Origin of the sequence: Arthrobacter sp. zg-Y769 (assembly GCF_020907405.1) — a bacterium.
GTDB lineage: Bacteria > Actinomycetota > Actinomycetes > Actinomycetales > Micrococcaceae > Arthrobacter_B.
Map to the genome: position 1 here is coordinate 151,626 of NZ_JAJJOE010000004.1, position 14,209 is coordinate 165,834.

The 14,209-nt window shown below is 66.1% G+C and carries 14 protein-coding genes and 1 tRNA gene; 9 read left to right on the plus strand and 6 right to left on the minus strand.

Features of this window, described 5'->3' with window-relative positions; genetic code table 11:
- Positions 1-37 precede the first annotated feature (37 nt).
- Positions 38-460: an organic hydroperoxide resistance protein gene (locus tag LOC60_RS02905; protein WP_230021762.1), complete on the minus strand. Its 423-nt coding sequence runs from the start codon at positions 458-460 to the stop codon at positions 38-40.
- Between the two features lie 96 nt (positions 461-556).
- Here LOC60_RS02905 and LOC60_RS02910 point away from each other — a divergent pair, with 96 nt between their 5' ends.
- The 5 genes from LOC60_RS02910 to LOC60_RS02930 all read left to right on the plus strand — a co-directional run bounded on the left by LOC60_RS02910 (position 557) and on the right by LOC60_RS02930 (position 4,385).
- The gene (locus LOC60_RS02910; protein ID WP_230021765.1) at positions 557-1,129 is read left to right on the plus strand and encodes a TetR/AcrR family transcriptional regulator; all 573 of its coding nucleotides are present in this window, start codon (positions 557-559) and stop codon (positions 1,127-1,129) included.
- Positions 1,130-1,206: 77 nt separating this feature from the next.
- On the plus strand, positions 1,207-2,535 hold the full coding sequence (locus LOC60_RS02915; RefSeq protein WP_230021767.1) for an MFS transporter: 1,329 nt from the start codon (positions 1,207-1,209) through the stop codon (positions 2,533-2,535).
- 19 nt (positions 2,536-2,554) lie between these two features.
- Positions 2,555-3,022, plus strand: a complete 468-nt coding sequence (aroQ, locus tag LOC60_RS02920; protein WP_230021768.1) for a type II 3-dehydroquinate dehydratase — start codon at positions 2,555-2,557, stop codon at positions 3,020-3,022.
- A gap of 2 nt (positions 3,023-3,024) precedes the next feature.
- Positions 3,025-4,008, plus strand: a complete 984-nt coding sequence (locus LOC60_RS02925; RefSeq protein ID WP_230021770.1) for a DUF2332 domain-containing protein — start codon at positions 3,025-3,027, stop codon at positions 4,006-4,008.
- Positions 4,005-4,385 (plus strand): VOC family protein, encoded by a 381-nt coding sequence (locus LOC60_RS02930; protein WP_230021772.1) that lies wholly within the window; start codon positions 4,005-4,007, stop codon positions 4,383-4,385. Before LOC60_RS02925 ends, LOC60_RS02930 begins: the two co-directional genes overlap by 4 nt.
- 53 nt (positions 4,386-4,438) lie before the next feature.
- Here LOC60_RS02930 and LOC60_RS02935 read toward each other — a convergent pair whose 3' ends face one another.
- Positions 4,439-5,620 carry a MarP family serine protease gene (locus tag LOC60_RS02935; RefSeq protein WP_230021785.1) on the minus strand — a complete coding sequence of 394 codons (1,182 nt, stop codon included), beginning with the start codon at positions 5,618-5,620 and terminating at the stop codon, positions 4,439-4,441.
- A gap of 223 nt (positions 5,621-5,843) precedes the next feature.
- Here LOC60_RS02935 and LOC60_RS02940 point away from each other — a divergent pair, with 223 nt between their 5' ends.
- Positions 5,844-6,521, plus strand: coding sequence for a Crp/Fnr family transcriptional regulator (locus LOC60_RS02940; protein ID WP_146360700.1), 678 nt, complete (start codon positions 5,844-5,846; stop codon positions 6,519-6,521).
- Between the two features lie 196 nt (positions 6,522-6,717).
- Here the strand turns inward: LOC60_RS02940 and LOC60_RS02945 are convergent, their stop codons facing one another.
- A complete protein-coding gene (locus LOC60_RS02945; protein WP_230021788.1) occupies positions 6,718-7,629 on the minus strand; it encodes an NUDIX hydrolase in 912 nt (303 codons plus the stop codon).
- Positions 7,622-8,104 (minus strand): RidA family protein, encoded by a 483-nt coding sequence (locus LOC60_RS02950; RefSeq protein WP_230021791.1) that lies wholly within the window; start codon positions 8,102-8,104, stop codon positions 7,622-7,624. Before LOC60_RS02950 ends, LOC60_RS02945 begins: the two co-directional genes overlap by 8 nt.
- Before the next feature lie 190 nt (positions 8,105-8,294).
- On the opposite strand from LOC60_RS02950, the gene LOC60_RS02960 reads away from it, so the two are divergent.
- From LOC60_RS02960 to LOC60_RS02970, 3 genes are all read left to right on the plus strand, one after another.
- Entirely contained in the window at positions 8,295-10,619 is a 2,325-nt protein-coding gene (locus LOC60_RS02960; RefSeq protein WP_230021796.1) for a transglycosylase domain-containing protein, read from the plus strand.
- Positions 10,619-11,584, plus strand: a complete 966-nt coding sequence (locus tag LOC60_RS02965; protein ID WP_442860362.1) for a metallophosphoesterase — start codon at positions 10,619-10,621, stop codon at positions 11,582-11,584. The genes LOC60_RS02960 and LOC60_RS02965 overlap by 1 nt, the downstream gene beginning before the upstream one ends.
- A 143-nt stretch (positions 11,585-11,727) precedes the next feature.
- Positions 11,728-11,804 (plus strand) — tRNA-Pro (locus LOC60_RS02970).
- Positions 11,805-11,878: 74 nt separating this feature from the next.
- Here the strand turns inward: LOC60_RS02970 and LOC60_RS02975 are convergent.
- Positions 11,879-12,802 (minus strand): phosphoribosylaminoimidazolesuccinocarboxamide synthase, encoded by a 924-nt coding sequence (locus LOC60_RS02975; protein ID WP_230021799.1) that lies wholly within the window; start codon positions 12,800-12,802, stop codon positions 11,879-11,881.
- Entirely contained in the window at positions 12,799-14,142 is a 1,344-nt protein-coding gene (gene purD, locus LOC60_RS02980) for a phosphoribosylamine--glycine ligase (protein WP_230021802.1), read from the minus strand. Before purD ends, LOC60_RS02975 begins: the two co-directional genes overlap by 4 nt.
- Between the last annotated feature and the right edge of the window lie 67 nt (positions 14,143-14,209).

Below are 14,209 nucleotides of genomic sequence, written 5' to 3' on the forward strand. Positions count from 1 at the left end.
CGGGGAAGGCACCTGTTCCTGTTGGAGCCTGCGGGTCTTAACCGACGGTGACGTCGAGATTCACGTCGATATTGCCGCGGGTGGCATTGGAGTAAGGGCAGACCTGGTGCGCGGCCTGGGTCAGCTTGTCCGCAGTGGCTTCGTCCACGCCGGACATTTCCACGTGGAGTTCCACGCCCAGCTTGAAGCCGCCGTCGTCGTTCTTGAAGATGCTGACGTCCGCCGTCACGGCCGCATCCGAGATCGGCGCCTTTTCCGCGCGGGCAATCATCTTCAGTGCGGAGAGGAAGCACGCGGCATACCCGGCGGCAAAAAGCTGCTCCGGGTTGGTGCCTTCGCCGGAGCCGCCCATTTCGGCCGGAGTGGACAGGTTCACTTCCAGCTTGCCGTCGCTGGTGCGGGCCTCGCCGTTGCGTCCGTCGCCGGTGGCTGTGGCAGCTGCGGTGTACAAAGCGCTCATGGGGGAACTCCTTTTGTGGGGGAAACTCAGTAGACCTCAAGGTAGACTAACTAGTAAGTCTACTGCAAGTGGGAATACGAGGAAGCAGAGGAACCGATGGCAGCGAAATTCGTTCGGGAGCGGATCCTGGCGCAGGCCTCCCTCCTGTTCTATGCGGAGGGCATCCGGGCCGTGAGCGCTGACAAGATCATTGCCGCTGCCGGCACCACGAAGGTGACCTTCTACCGCTACTTCCGCTCCAAGGATGATCTGGTGGTGGCCTACCTGCAGGAGCAGTCCGCACGGATGCGCGCGTGGGCCGCGGAGCTGGACCCCGATCCGTGCACCGGACTGCGGCAGTTCGCCGAAGCCACGGGCACCCAGGCATGCACTGCAGGCTTCCGCGGCTGCCCGTTCATCAATGCGGCCGCGGAGTACACGGATCCCGGGCATCCCGTCCGGGCCGTTGTCTCCGAACACCGCACCTGGCTGCATTCCCTGGTCACCGAACGGCTGCAGGCCCTCGGTGCCGCAGATGCCGGACAGCTTGCGGACCAGCTGCTGATGCTGCGGGACGGGGCTATGGTGCACGGATACGTGGCGGACGGCACCGCCGTCGGAACGGCGCTGGCCGCGGCCGGAAAGGCGCTGGTCCTCCCCCGGATCCCGGCGCGGAAACAAGCCCCTTAGGCGGCCCGGTTCCAAGGTATGTGAGATTGCACTCATCGGTTTGGTGAAAGCCACAGGGGGTAGGACAATTCCTGTCTGTGTCTACTTCACCCGCAGCGGCCGCACCAGCCGCCCCCTCCTCTTCCAAGATGGCCCGCAAGGTTGCGGGCGCATCGTTTATCGGCACCGCGCTGGAGTCCTACGACTTCTATGTTTTCGGCACGGCTGCGGCCCTGATCCTGAACCGGATCTTCTTTCCCGACGTGGATGCAGCGACCGGCATCCTGCTGTCCTTCCTGACCCTGGGCATGGGCTTCATTGCCCGTCCGCTGGGTGCCATCCTCTTCGGCCACATCGGGGACCGGGTAGGACGGAAAACGTCACTGATCGGGACCATCGTCCTGATGGGCGTGGCAACGGGCGCCGTCGGCCTGCTGCCGGACTACAACACCATCGGTATCTGGGCGCCGCTGCTGCTGGTGCTGCTGCGCCTGCTTCAGGGCCTGGCCGTCGGCGGTGAATGGGGCGGTTCCATCCTCATCGCCACCGAGCATGCCGCTCCGCGCAAGCGGGCCCTGTACGCGGCCATCCCACAGATCGGCTCCCCGGTAGGCACCATCCTGGTCACCGGCATCTTCCTGCTGCTGGCCACCGTCTCCGACGAGACCCTGGCCGCCGGGGTCTGGCGCATACCGTTCCTGCTGGCCTTCCCCTTCATGGGCATCGCCCTGTACCTCCGCCTGGCCATCGATGAAACACCCGTCTTCAAGGGCGTGGCCGCCGCCCACCAGATCACCCGCGTTCCGCTGCTGGAGGTGCTGCGCACCCAGTGGCTGGCCGTCCTCGTTGCCGCCTCGGCCGCGCTGCTGGGCATCGGCTCCTATTTCCTGATGACCACGTACACCCAGTCCTACGGGATTACGGTGCTGGGCCTGTCCGAGTCGACTGTCCTCAACGCTGCCCTGGTCGGTTCGGTACTGCAGCTGGCAACCATTCCCGCGTTCGGCTTCCTGGCGAACCGGATCGGTTCGGCACGGATGGTGATGGCCGGGGCTGTCGCCACCCTGCTGATTTCCTTCCCGCTGTACTTCATCATCAGCAACGCCACCGCGCCGGTGTACATCCTGACCATCCTGATCGGCGGCATCGCCCCGACGGCGGCATGGGCGGCGCTGGGCGGGCTGATGGCCGATCTCTTCCCGGCCCGCACCGGGTTCACGGCCATGTCCCTGGCGTACAGCTTCGCCGGCATCCTCTCCGGGTTCACTCCCTCCATCACGCAGGGATTCTCCAACGCCACCGGCGGCGCATGGTGGCATCCCGGCGTCGTGCTGGCCCTGATGTCGCTGATCACCATTGCCGGTGCCCTGGCCGCCCGCCGGATGTCCGCGCGCAACACGGACGCGGTACTGCCGGCGCGGGCCTGAGCTCCGGCATAGTTAAGCCATGACTACAGCCAGCACCCGCAACCTCCTGATCCTCAACGGCCCCAACCTCAACCTGCTGGGGACCCGCGAACCGGCGATCTACGGAAGTTCCACCCTGGCCGACGTGGAGGCTTCGGCCATGGCTGCGGCCTCCGCCCACGGCTGGACCGTGGACTGCGTGCAGTCCAACCATGAAGGCGACCTGATCGATGCCATCCACGCGGCGCGCGGCACCGCGGACGGCATCGTCATCAACCCCGGCGCCTACAGCCACACCTCGGTGGCCATCCCGGATGCCCTGTCGGGCGTGGAACTTCCGGTGGTTGAAGTACACCTGAGCAACATCCACCGGCGCGAGGAATTCCGGCACCACTCCTTCGTCTCCGCGGTGGCGCAGGTGGTGATCTGCGGGGCCGGAATCAGCGGCTACCGGATGGGCGTTGACTACCTGATTGAGTCTGCTGCTGTGCAAACGGCCGGAGACTAGCCTTGTCCTCCACTGCTCAACGGTATGAACGGTTCGCCCGGTTCGAGGCCGGCGGGTCCTCCGAGGTGTATGAGCAGTGGACCGCGGCTATCAGTCGCGACCCCGAAGTACTGGAGCTGATCGACGGGCTTCCGGAGGACAAGCGCCAACCCAACCTGGTACTGGCGTCCGCGCGCAGCTGCGGCGCCGCCGCAGGACCCTACCCGCAGTTCCGGTCCTTCCTGCAGGAGCGCTGGGAAGAGATCCGCCCGGTCATCCTGCGCCGGAGCACACAGACCAACGAGCCCCGGCGCTGCGCCGTGCTCCTCCCGCTGCTGGCCGAAATCGCCCGGACCGAGGAGCGCCCGCTGGCGCTGATCGAAGTGGGCGCTTCCGCCGGTCTGTGCCTGTATCCGGACCGCTACGGCTACCGGTACGACGACGGCGACCTCATCAACGATCCGGGCCGCCCCGACCTGGTCCTGGACTGCATCACCACCGGCAACCCGCCGCTCCCGCGGTCCTGTCCCGAGATCATCTCCCGGGCCGGGGTTGACCTGGCCCCGCTGGACCCCGCCGATCCCCGGGACCTTGCCTGGCTGGATGCGCTGATCTGGCCGGGGATGGAAGACCGCCGTGCCCTCCTGCAGGCTGCAGCGGGTGCCGCCGCGAAGTCGCCCGCCCGGATCATCAAAGGCGACCTCAATGCGGAGATCGCCGGGCTGATCGAGGCAGCCCCGGCCGAGGCCGCCGTCGTTGTGTTCCACACCGCCGTCCTGGCCTACGTGCCGAAGGCAGGCCGGGAAGCTTTCCGGGAGACGATGTCCGGCTACACGTCCGGGCGCCCCGTGCATTGGATCTCCAATGAGGGCAGCGGGGCGATTCCGGGGCTCGCGGCGCCGGCCGGCGATCCGGGGTTGTTCGTCCTGCACCACAACGGCACGGCCGTGGCCCGGACCGGCCCGCACGGGCAGTCCCTGCACTGGCTCCAGCGGGTTCTCCCATGAGGAACATCGTCTGGTGGGAAGTCGAGACCGAAGCCCCCGAGAACTTCATGTCGTTCCATTGCGAGCTCCAAGGCTGGACGTTCGCCCCCGCGTTCGAGGATTCAGAGCTCGACGCGGGCTACTGGATCATCAGAAGCGGCGGGTCGGGAATTGGCGGTCTTCAGCGCGCACCCGAAGGAACAGCGCCTACGGCCGGAACCCGGATCTATTTCGAAACCGATGACCTGGAAGGCTTCCTCTCACGAGTCCGGGAGCTCGGCGGCCACGTTGAACGAAGCAGAACTGACCTCGGCGGCGATGACCGCTGGTTCGCAACGTTCCAGGATTCATGCGGGGTGTCCTTCGGTATATGGACTGATAGAGCCCCCGACGAGTAACAGCACCACTCGACAGACCAGGATTACTGCTGCTGCTTGTTTACTGCTGCACCCTATTTACTGGTGCACTGGCCAGCTGAAACCGGGGTGGTGTAGCCGGAAGCGGCATCCACCACGGGGCCGACTTCGGCCAGTGAGAGGGCGTAGCCGATGGGCTGGTCGCTGGTGGTCTTGGCGAAAATGACACCGGCGAGGTGGCCGTCCATGTCCAGCAGCGGTCCGCCGGAGTTGCCCTGCTGCACGTTCGCGGCCAGGGTATAGACCTCCAGCACCTCGGGGGAGGCTCCGTAAATGTCGCGGACGGCCACGTTGGAAAGGCCCTCGACATTGGCGGCCTGCATCCGGAAGGGCCCACCCGCCGGATAACCGGCAAAGGCAGCTGTGGTGCCCTCGGCCAACGGCGCACCGACCGGAATCGGATCGGCGTCGAGGCCCTCCACGGCAAGGACGGCCAGGTCCCGTGCCGAGTCGAAGTGAACCACCCGTCCGGGCAGCACGCTGCCATCGGGAACCTCCACCACCGGCTCATTCACCCCGGCAACCACATGCGCGTTGGTGACCACGCGGTCATCGGCCACCACAAAGCCGGAACCGGTCTGGTTCTGTCCGCACTGGTAAGCCGTGCCCGTGATCTTAAGGACCGACGCCGAGGCCGTCCGCAGCGCCTCGGAGTCCACCTCCGCACTGGGCGGGACGGCAGTCTGCGGCGCGGCGCTGTCCAGGATGGTCGGCAGCCCCTCGGAGACGGTGAAGGAACGGATCTGGGCGCTCCAGGTCTTTACCTGCTCGGGAGTGGCGTCATCAATGGCGGAGAGCACCTTCGAGGCAGCAAGCTGCTGCGACAGGAACGGTACGCCCAGTGTCGTCACGCTGAAGGCAAGCATGGCCATCACCAGCGCGGCCACTACAAGGTTGGCGGCACCGCCGAGCACCCGGTCAAGGAACCGCAGCGGAGGGAAATTCAGCCACCGCCGGATCATACCGCCCAGGGCTGCCCCGGCTGCATGGCCTACCAGCACCAGGACCACCGCGGTGGCTATCACCACCGTCAGCCGCCAGCCGTTGTCCGGAACCCAGCCCGCAACCAGCGGAATCGCGAAGAACGCTCCAATGGCCCCGGCAACGAAACCGACAATCCCGCCGAGGGTAACCACCAGTCCGTTGCGCAGCCCGGCCACCAGATAGAAGAGCAGGACAAGGAGCAGGATGATGTCCAGAAGTGTCAATCCGAGCACAAAGAGCTCCAAGCGTGTCAATCGGGGGCGGCCAGGCGGCGGTGGACCGCTGCAGTTGCGAGTTTATAGGGACAACCTCCGGATGCCGTTATCAGGATTGACCCCGGGGCTGTGGTCCTGCCCTCTTTTTCCCGTCCGTTAGTGAACAAACGTGCTTCAGGTGTCACTAGGGAGTGACGTGCGGCAAGATAATAAGTAGAGACCACTATTTACAGGAGATTTCATGGATATCGAGGTACTGCGCCGCGCGCCGTTGTTCGCCTCTCTGGGAGACGACGTTTTCGCCGCCCTGACCGAAGAGCTCACTGAGGTCGACCTCTCACGTGGCGCCTCCGTTTTCCGCGAAGGCGATCAGGGCGACCAGCTCTATTTCATCGTCTCCGGCAAGATCAAGCTTGGCCGCTCCGCCCCTGACGGCCGGGAGAACCTGCTGGCGATCCTCGGCCCCGGCGAACTGTTCGGCGAGATGGCCCTTTTTGATCCGTCTCCCCGCAATGCCACGGCAACCGCAGTTTCGGAGACCCGCCTCGCAGGCCTCCGCCACGAGAACCTGCGCGCCCTGATTGAAACCCGTCCCGAGGTTTCCGTCCAGCTGCTGCAGGCCCTGGCCCGCCGGCTCCGCCGGACGAATGAGTCCCTGGCGGACCTCGTTTTCTCCGACGTTCCCGGCCGCGTAGCCAAGGCACTGCTGGATCTGGCGGACCGCTTCGGCCGTCCGGCAACCGACGGCATCCTTGTTGCACATGAGCTGACGCAGGAGGAACTGGCCCAGCTGGTGGGTGCCTCGCGCGAAACGGTGAACAAGGCCCTGGCCGAGTTCGTCCAGCGTGGCTGGCTGCGCCTGGAAGCCCGTGCGGTTGTCATCCTGGACGTGCAGCGGCTGCGCCAGCGTTCCCGCTAGAGTCGCAAAACACCAACAACGGAGGCGGGGGGGGGGGGGGGGCGGGGGGGCGGGGGGGGGTTACCCACCGCGCGCGGGTGGGGGCGGGGGGGGCCCCCGCGAGCCCCCAAACCCCCCACCCCCGGCCGCCCCGGCCATTGGCCCCGCCGCCTCCGTTGTTAATACCCAGCCGTGCACATTTGTGCAGCCGGCTTGGCTAGCGCCCGTGCTGGGAGGACCCTTCGGCTCCGCCTGCGGGGCGCACTGCCACGCAGGGTTCCCCGTTCACCTGCACCAGCTCCGGCCGGTAAACGGCCGCGGGCCGGCGGCTCGACAGATAAGCGATGCAGCCCCGTGCGGAGGCCACCTTTTCCAGGGTCAGTTCGACGGCGGGAACCACCAGCTCCCCCAGGGTCAGCCCCGAGGTGTCCTCCTGGCCGATCTCGTCGCCCAGTGCGGTTGTATCCCGTTGGGCGATGACTTCCGCGGCCGGCTTCCAGTCCGCCCAGACGCCCTTCCCTGCCAGCAGGGTCGCGTCCTGGCCCACCGGCTGAACCGCCGCGAAATAACGGGTGTCGAAACGTCGCAGGGCAAAATCGGCGCTGTGCCAGTTGGACAGCGGGCGCAGCAGGTCCGTCCGCAGGCCGAGGCCGCGCCTGCCCAGCAGCTCCAGGAAGGAAGCCTCCTGGGTCGCAATCGCAGTCCGCGCACCCATCCATTCCGGGCCCCGGTTGCTTTCCATCAGTGTTGATTCATCGGGTCCGGCCAGCAGGATGCCGGTTTCCTCGAACAACTCGCGGATTGCGGCCACGACGTGGCGGCGGGCCAGCCGGGCGTCGTCGGTCCCCATGGACTTGGCCCATGCTGCCGGCGACGGACCGTACCAGGATGCCTGTGCGTCGTCGTTCTCTTCGATGCTGCCGCCCGGAAACGCCACCTTGCCAAGGGGGGATTCGCCGCGCCGGTAGGAAAGGTAGGTCTCCGTGCCGCGGGGCGAATCCCGCAGCAGCACCACTGAGGACGCCAGCCGCGGTTTGCGGGGCGTGCGGTCGGGACGTTCAAACCAGCTCTGGGCGGCCACCCGCTGCGAGGCGGCTACCGGGAACAGCCGGACTGTCGAGTTAGGCAAATTCAACGATCATTTCTACTTCAACCGGAGCATCCAGCGGCAGGACCGCGACGCCGACGGCGGAACGCGCATGGCTTCCGGCCTGGCCGAAGACATTTCCCAGGACTTCCGAGGCACCGTTAATGACGGCAGGCTGGCCGGTGAAGGAAGGATCGGAGGCGACGTAGCCCACCACCTTCACCACCCGGACAACGCGGTCAAGATCACCGATCTGCGCCTTCACGGCAGCCAGCGCATTGACGGCACAGATGGCTGCGTAGGACGCAGCATCTTCTGCGCCCACCTCCGCACCCACCTTGCCGGTGGCCGGCAGGACCCCGTCCACGAACGGCAGCTGGCCGGACGTGTGGACGAGGTTTCCGGTGATGACGGCCGGGACGTAGACAGCCACCGGAGACGCGACGGCGGGAAGGCTCAGGCCGAGTTCCCGGAGCCGGATCTCAACGGCCGACACTGCACCGGCAGCGGCGGTCACTGGCTTTTTTCGCGTTTCATGTAGGCAACGGAACCGGTTCCATTGGGTGCGGAAGCGATCTGTACCAGTTCCCAGCCTTCGTCCCCGTGCATATTCAGGACTTGCCCGGGTGTGTGTAGTGGAAGAGGCGTTATGAAGTATTCCCATTTGGTCATAAGGGAAAGCCTAACGTGCTTGTAGACTGTCTCGCATGGCAGCACGCAAATCACCGTTCTTTGACACGGCGACCACTCTCGGGAAGCTCGTCGCGTTCTTCGGCATCAGTGCTCTTTGCGGAGTCCTGGCAGCCGGTCTCCTGGTTCCGGTAGCCGCAGCAGCAGGCACAGCCGCGTCCGGATCCATCCAGTTCTTCGACCAGCTTCCGTCGGAACTGGAACGCGGAGCCCTGGCAACGCCCTCGAAGATCCTTGCAAACGACGGTTCCCTGATCGCCACGGTATATGAGGAGAACCGCCAGCCGGTGACCCTCGACCAGGTGTCCCCCAATATGGTGGACGCCATGCTGGCCATCGAGGACGACCGGTTCTACGACCACGGCGGGGTGGACCTGCAGGGCATCATGGGGGCGCTGGTCTCAAACGCCACCAGCGACAGCACCCGCGGTGCTTCCACCATCACCCAGCAATACGTAAACAACGTCATCATTGACACCAACCTGCAGAACAACGAGGAAGTTGTTTTCAGCGGCGGAAAATCGGTTGGCGACAAGCTGCGGGAAATGAAACTCGCAATTGCGGTGGAAAAAGAGCTGAGCAAGGACGAAATTCTTGAGGGCTACTTCAATATCGTTCCGTTCAGCGGCACCACGTATGGCGTCCAAGCTGCGGCCCGCTACTTCTTCAACGTTGACGCCAAGGACCTGAACATTGCGCAGTCGGCGCTGCTGGCCGGCGTCGTCAACGGTCCCACCTATTACAGCCCGGAGCTGAACCCCGAGCGCGCCCTGGAACGCCGGAACCTGGTGCTCCAGGCCATGTTGGATAAGGGACGCATCACGCAGGCAGACTTCGACGCCGCTGTTGTCACCGAACTGGCGCTGCAGGTCACTCCGGTTTCCAGTAACTGCGTTGGCGCCTCGATGGCTCCCTACTTCTGTGACTACGTAACCCGCCTTGTGCTCAACGACGAGAACTTCGGCGCCACCGAGGAGGACCGGGACAAGCTGCTCAAGCGCGGCGGCCTCACCATCAAGACCACCCTGAACCCGACGTTCCAAAACGCCGCGCAGACAGCCATCAATGAAACGGCCAATCCGGACACCACCGACGCTGAGATCGGCCATGCGATGGTCAGCATCGAACCGGGCACGGGCAAGATCCTGACGATGGCCCAGAACACCCGGTACACGCCGGAACTCGCGGACGGCAACTCGGTCCAGAACTTCAACGTGGACGTCAACCAGAACGGCGATCCGAACAAACCCCTCAACGGCTTGGGCGGCTTCCAGCCCGGATCCACGTACAAGCCGTTCACCGTCGCTGCCTGGCTGGATTCCGGCAAGACCCTGAACGCCAACCTGAACGGCGCCAAGCGGACCTATCCCGTAGGAACCGCGTGGAATGCCAGCTGCTACGGCGGCGCCTACGTAAGCACCACCGAGTGGACCCCGATCAACTACGGCGACACGAACTACAAAACCACCACGGTCCTGGACGGCCTCGCGCAGTCCTACAACACCATCACGCTGGCCGAAACCCGCGAAATTGACCTCTGCAAGTTCCAGCAGATGGCCTTTGCCGCCGGTATCCACAACGGCAAGGGCTCGGACGGCGAAAGAGAGATGCTTGGCGTGGACCCGCCGTCGACCTTCGGCGGCGGCGGCGACGCCTCCCCGCTGGCCATGGCCACCGGCTTCGCAACCTTGGCCGCCGAGGGCCTGCAGTGTGACCCGATTGCCCTTGAATCCGTTACAGGGGCTGACGGCACCGAATACCCGGTACCGCAGCAGTCCTGCGAACAGGTGATGCGTAAAGAGGTTGCCCAGGGCGTCAACATGGCCACCCAGCGGGTAATGACCAACGGTTCAGGCCTCAACCTGCAGGTGGGTGTGCCCACCGCAGGCAAGACCGGCACCAACGACACCCGCTCGCAGACCTGGTTCATGGGCTACAGCACCGGCATGGTGACCGCATCCTGGATCGGCAACTGGAAAGCCAACGCCACCACCATGTCGGACAAGCTGATCGGCGGACGGGTTTACCCGGAGATCGACGGCTCGCTGATCGCCGGACCGTCCTGGAAGAACTTCATCCAGCGCATTGCCGGCCAGTACGAGGCAAACGCGTTCACCCCGCCCCCGGCCAGCATGATCGGCAACACGGCTCCCCCTCCCCGCGCAACGCCTCCTGCCTCCCCGCGGGCTTCCCAGCCTGCCTCCCCTCCCGTATCCCCACCGGCGGCCCCGGCCGTCAATACTCCACCCGCGGGTGACAACGGCGGCGGCGAAGGCGGCGGCGGCGAAGGCGGCGGCGAAGGCGGCGGCGAAGGCGGCGGCAACGGCGAGGGTAACGGTTAGTGGCTGATTCCACCCTTGTCTCCGTTGGACGGAAGGCCGCATGGCTGGCCGGCGGCATCGCCGGAACCGGTGCTGCCGCCCTCGCCTACGGCTCCCTGATTGAACGGAACCTCTTTGGCGTCCGGGAAGAAACCGTCCGTGTCCTTCCCGCCGGAAGTGATCCCCTGCGCATCCTGCACCTTTCGGATATCCACTTTGTTCCCGGCCAGGACCGGAAGGTCCGCTGGCTGCAGGGACTGGCGGATCTGGAACCTGACCTCGTGGTCAACACCGGCGATAACCTCAGCCATCCGCAGGCAGTGCCTGCAGTGCTCGAGGCGTTGAAGCCCGTCATGCGGTTCCCGGGGGTTTTTGTCCCCGGCTCCAATGACTACTACGCCCCTGTGCTGAAGAACCCGTTCACGTATTTCACCGGCCCGTCCAAGCACCGGCGCGATCCGGAGAAGCTTCCCTGGGGCACCCTCTTCGGGGCCTTCGAGGACGCCGGCTGGCTCAACCTGACCAACACCAGCACGGTGATGGACCTGCCCGACCTCCGCCTGAACTTCTCCGGAGTGGATGACCCGCACCTGCAGCGGGACCGGTATCAGGGCTTTGCTCCCTCCGGGGCAGACACCGCCGGAGACCGTGCGGCCAGGGGCACCGGCGCGGCGCCGGAAGTGAAAATCGGCGTCGCCCATGCCCCCTACCAGCGCGTGCTCAACCAGTTCACCGGCGGCGGTGCCGAGATCATCCTGGCCGGACACACCCACGGCGGGCAGGTCTGCATTCCCGGCTACGGCGCCCTGGTGAGCAACTGCGACCTGCCGACCCGGCAGGCACGCGGCCTGACTTCCTGGGCCCACGCGGGACGGCGGGTTCCGCTGAATGTTTCCGCCGGCATCGGCACCTCCCGGTTCGCGCCGGTGCGTTTCGCATGCCGTCCCGAGGCAGTCCTGCTGACGCTCACGGCGCGGGACTCCTAAGCCCTATCCGGGACCCGGAAGCTCCCTCCGGCGGGGGCCGCCGCAGGCTTTCCGGAAGCCCGTTTCGCGGAATCGGGATTTGTCTAGTATCCTTGTAAAGTTGCTTCGCGAGGTAGTCAAACACTTCAGCAAGGCAGTGGTTACGGGGTGTGGCGCAGCTTGGTAGCGCGCGTCGTTCGGGACGACGAGGTCGCAGGTTCAAATCCTGTCACCCCGACCAGCAAGGGCCGGTCAGAGAAATCTGACCGGCCCTTTTGCGTTAAGCACGGGTACGTTCTGCAGCCATGGACTGGGCTACACGAACTTCTCCCCGGTGAGCCGCTCGTAGGACTCCACGTATCGCTCCCGGGTGCGGTCGACGACGTCGGCAGGCAGGGCGGGCGGAGGAGTGTCCGAATGGCGGACCCAGCCCGAAGCCGGTGACGTCAGCCAGTCGCGCACATACTGCTTGTCGAAGGACGGCTGGGCCTTCCCGGGCGAATACAGCGCCGCGTCCCAGAAACGGGAGGAATCCGGCGTCAGGACCTCGTCCCCCAGCGTGACCGTGCCGGTGGCCGGATCTGCGCCGAACTCCACCTTCGTGTCGGCGAGGATGATGCCGCGTTCTCTGGCGACGGCCTCGGCGCGGGTGTAGATCTGCAGCGTCAGCGAGCGCAGCTGCCCGGCGGTGTCGGGGCCCACCGTGTCCACGACGGCTTCGTAGGTGATGTTTTCATCATGCTCGCCCTGCTCGGCCTTGGCCGAGGGGGTAAAGACGGCCGGTTCAATCCGGGACCCGTCCACCAGCCCGTCCGGCAGCGGCAGCCCGCAGACCGTCCGGGAAACCTCGTACTCCGCGAGCCCGGAGCCGGTGAGGTAACCGCGGGCAATGCACTCCACCGGGAACATGTCGAGCCTTTGGCAGATCATCGCCCTGCCGGCCACAGCCTCCGGGATGCCCTCCCGGGCGGAGATCACGTGGTTCGGGATTTCCGCCAGCTGGTCGAACCACCAGAGGCTGAGCTGGGTGAGGATCCTGCCCTTGTCGGGGATGGTGCTGGCGAGTACATGGTCGTAGGCGCTGATCCGGTCACTGGCCACCACGAGCACGCGGCCGGCGTTGTCCCCGGCGTTGTCCCCGGCACCCGCGGGCACGTACAAGTCCCGGACCTTGCCCGAGTAAACGTGGGTCCAGCCCGGCAGCTCCGGCGCATCGCCCAGGCCGTCCGTCCTGCTCATGCCGGCTTCCCGCCGGGGACCGCACCGGTCCCCGGCGCGGCGTTGCTGCCCGCCCGTTCCGAGCCGCCGTCCGGCACCCGCACTTCGCCGCGGGCGGCCTTCAGGGCAATGTCCGTGCGGTGCTGGGAACCTTCCAGCCGGATCAGGTCCACCCCGGCGTAGGCGCGGTCCCTGGCCTCGTCCAGGTCGGAGCCCAGTGCGACGACGGCGAGTACCCGCCCGCCGGCGCTGCGCACCTTATCCTTCTTCAGCTTCGTCCCGGCGTGCAGCACGTGCACACCCTCCAGCCGGCCGGCTTTCTTCAGTCCCCGCACCCGGTCACCGGTCCGCGGCGTGTCCGGATAGTTTTCCGCGGCGACCACCACGGCGACGGCGGGGCGCGGGTCCCACTTGAGCTGCTCCATTGCATCCAGGCCGCCCTTGGCCGCCGCCATCAACAGGCCGCCGAGCGGGGTCTTCAGCCGGGCCAGCACCGCCTGTGTTTCCGGATCGCCAAAGCGGGCATTGAACTCAATGACCCGCACTCCGCGCGTGGTCAGTGCGAGCCCGCAGTAGAGCACGCCTACAAAGGGAGTGCCCCGGGATGCCATTTCATCAATGGTCGGCTGCGCAATCCGGCTAACCACATCCTGCACCAGCCCGGGCGGCGCCCAGTCCAGGGGCGAGTAGGCGCCCATGCCGCCGGTGTTGGGGCCGGCGTCGTCGTTGAAAATCCGTTTGAAGTCCTGTGCGGGGGCCAGCGGCAGCACATGCCGCCCGTCGGACAGCACAAAGAGCGAAACTTCGGGGCCGTCCAGGAACTCTTCAATCACCACGGTGCCGCCGGCGTCGAAGCAGGCCCTGGCATGGTCCAGGGCTTCGTCCCGGTCGGACGTCACCACCACACCCTTACCCGCGGCGAGACCGTCGTCCTTGACCACGTACGGAGTCCCGAAGGTGTCCAGGGCGTCCGAGGCCTCTTCGACGGTGCCGGCTACGCGCGCCATGGCGGTGGGAACGTTGGCGGCGGCCATGACCTGCTTGGCAAAGGCCTTGGAGGCTTCGAGCTGGGCGGCGGCGCGCGACGGACCGAATACGGCAAACCCGGCCTCCCGCAAGGCATCGGCCACACCTGCTGCGAGGGGCGCTTCGGGGCCGATGACCACCAGATCGGATCCGAGGGACCGGGCAAGGTCCGTGACCGCAGCGGGGTCGACGGCATCAACCGGGTGGACCGGGACCATTTGGGCAATGCCTGCGTTCCCGGGGGCCGCGTGGACCTCGCGGACGTAGGGATCGGCCAGGAGCGCTCGGACAAGGGCATGTTCGCGGCCGCCGGGGCCTACTACGAGAACCTTCACAGTAGATCAGGGTACTTGCTGGGACGGACCGCCTGTAAGCATCTGCCCAACATGACGCCGCCGGGTG

Bases quoted from the DNA above. Each gene is read 5' to 3' on its own strand.
- LOC60_RS02940 (WP_146360700.1), top strand. From the start codon at position 5,844: ATGGATATCGAGGTACTGCGCCGCGCGCCGTTGTTCGCCTCTCTGGGA.
- aroQ (WP_230021768.1), top strand. From the start codon at position 2,555: ATGACTACAGCCAGCACCCGCAACCTCCTGATCCTCAACGGCCCCAAC.
- LOC60_RS02930 (WP_230021772.1), top strand. From the start codon at position 4,005: ATGAGGAACATCGTCTGGTGGGAAGTCGAGACCGAAGCCCCCGAGAAC.
- LOC60_RS02905 (WP_230021762.1), bottom strand. From the start codon at position 460: ATGAGCGCTTTGTACACCGCAGCTGCCACAGCCACCGGCGACGGACGC.
- LOC60_RS02910 (WP_230021765.1), top strand. From the start codon at position 557: ATGGCAGCGAAATTCGTTCGGGAGCGGATCCTGGCGCAGGCCTCCCTC.
- LOC60_RS02975 (WP_230021799.1), bottom strand. From the start codon at position 12,802: ATGAGCAGGACGGACGGCCTGGGCGATGCGCCGGAGCTGCCGGGCTGG.
- LOC60_RS02960 (WP_230021796.1), top strand. From the start codon at position 8,295: ATGGCAGCACGCAAATCACCGTTCTTTGACACGGCGACCACTCTCGGG.